The sequence below is a fragment of the Hohaiivirga grylli genome (genome assembly GCF_039655745.1).
Lineage (GTDB): Bacteria > Pseudomonadota > Alphaproteobacteria > Rhizobiales > Beijerinckiaceae > Hohaiivirga > Hohaiivirga grylli.
This window is the reverse complement of record NZ_JBBYXI010000017.1, coordinates 1-2,067: the sequence shown is the minus strand read 5'-3', so window position 1 is coordinate 2,067 and position 2,067 is coordinate 1. Positions and strand designations below refer to the sequence as shown.

Genomic DNA, 2,067 nt, shown 5'->3' with positions numbered 1-2,067 from the left:
TAGGATATATTTTCCCGCGACATCTTCGGTTAAGCGAGGGGCTGACCGAGTAATAATATTAATTCAGAAGTCACGGGTATTTGTTATGGGGCAGGGTTCATTTAGCTTTTCCGGTACAGCTTCGCGTATCGGTTTCTGGTTTATGCCGCGTCGGGTTTTGAGCCTGTTTCTTGCAGGTACGATGGCCTTGACGGGTCCATTTGGTGTTCTGTCGAGTGTTGCGCAGGCTCAGATCATCAGCGATCCCCGTGCCAATATCCAGTTCCAGCCACGTGTTGGTACGGCACCGAACGGCGTGCCGCTGGTTGATATTACAAAGCCCTCCTTTGGCGGCGTGTCCCACAACAAGTTCGAGCATTATAACGTTGATACCCGTGGCGTTATTCTGAACAACTCCGGTCTTGGTGGAACCTCTATCCTGGGTGGCCGTATCGAGGGTAACCCGAACCTCGTCAACTCCCGCCCGGCCAGTGTTATCCTGAATGAAGTCACCAGTACCAATACGTCCTTGCTGAATGGCCCGACAGAAGTGTTCGGAACCAAGGCGGATGTGATTGTTGCGAACCCGAATGGTGTGACCTGCCGTTCCTGTACCTTTATCAATACCGGTCGTGTGACCTTATCAAGCGGTGTTCCCGTTCCGGATTACCAGAATGGAACGGTTGGCTTTAAGGTCACGCGCGGGACTGTCACGGTTGAAGGTGGCGGGATTGCCGCGATCAACCCGGATGGAACAGTTGGCAAGCTGTCGAATGTTGATCTGGTGGGGCGTCAGCTCCGCGTCGATGCACCGATTGATGCGACAGGTCACGTGCGCCTTCGCGCCGGTGCGATCAACTGGGATCAGAACAGCGATACGGTCAGCCGCATTACAGGGGCAGATATTCCTGTTGTAACAGGTGATGCCATTGTCTCATCTGCGGGTGGTATGATCCGCGCAGGAACAATCTCTGTTCTGTCCCATGATACAGACCTTGGTGTGCAGCTCCAGGGTGATTTAACCTCGCTTGGTTTCAGTTTTGAAGAGAATGGTCAGGTCCACCAGATTGTCGGGCTTGTTACTGTCCGCTCGGGTGGTGATCTGTCGATTGGTTCTGCAGGCTCGACGGGCGACATCCGTCTTGAAGCGGATGGTATCCTGACGATTGGTGGTGATCAGCAGGCGCTTGGTCGTATCACGGGTGTTGGTCGTGATGTTACAGTCGCGAAGGATATCAGGGCTCAGGCCAATGATGCGATTATCTTTGAGGCTGTCCGGAACGTTCTGTCTGAAGGGTATCTTCAGTCGAATGCCTCCGCGATCAGCCTTGTTGGTGGCGGAACGGTTACGGCCTCTGGCGGTATTTACGCCCGCGATATGGTCAGCCTTGAAGGGCAATCCGTTTCGACCAGCGGGCTTGAGGTCAGTGGTGATACCATCACGGTATCCGGTCTTGATCAGACGACACTGGAACAGACCATTCTGGTCGCAAAGCGCGATATCTACGTTCTTGGCTATGACATGCGTCTTGGTCAGGACACGAAGTTTCAGGCAGGCGAGGGTAACAGTGGCCGCTTTCTGATTGATGTGCGTGGAACATTGACCAATGCCACAACCCTGAACTACCCGAACCTGACACTCAACCTCGGCAAATCACTTATCAATGAGGCGACAGGGCAGATTGTTGCGAATGACCTGCGTCTTATCCTGACCGACCAAATAGTGAATGCGGGTATCCTGTATGGCTATGCCAGCACGCAGATTGCGGCCAGCCAGCTTGATAACCTGAGCGAGGCCCAGATTTATGGCCCGGATGTCGCGATTGATGTGTCTGGTGCCATGACGAATGATGGCACGATCTATGGTGACCGCGGCACCGAAGTCACGGCGAACAGTCTGAATGCAGGAGCGAACAGCGTCATCTATGGCGCACAGGTTATTGTGAATGTTGCGCAGAGCCTGAGCAATGCCGGTGTCATTAATGGCAAAGACAGCACAGCAATTACCGCAGGCAGCATCACGAATATTGGTTCGGTTGCACAAAATGCAGATGGCACCAGCCAGCAGCGCGGTGTGATCTATGGCGG

The 2,067-nt window shown here is 53.7% G+C and carries 1 protein-coding gene; it reads left to right on the top strand.

Translation table 11 applies throughout. The features are described from left to right. Window positions 1-85: 85 nt before the first annotated feature. A partial coding sequence (locus WJT86_RS12240) for a filamentous hemagglutinin N-terminal domain-containing protein (RefSeq protein ID WP_346337876.1) occupies window positions 86-2,067 on the top strand: 1,982 nt, incomplete at its 3' end.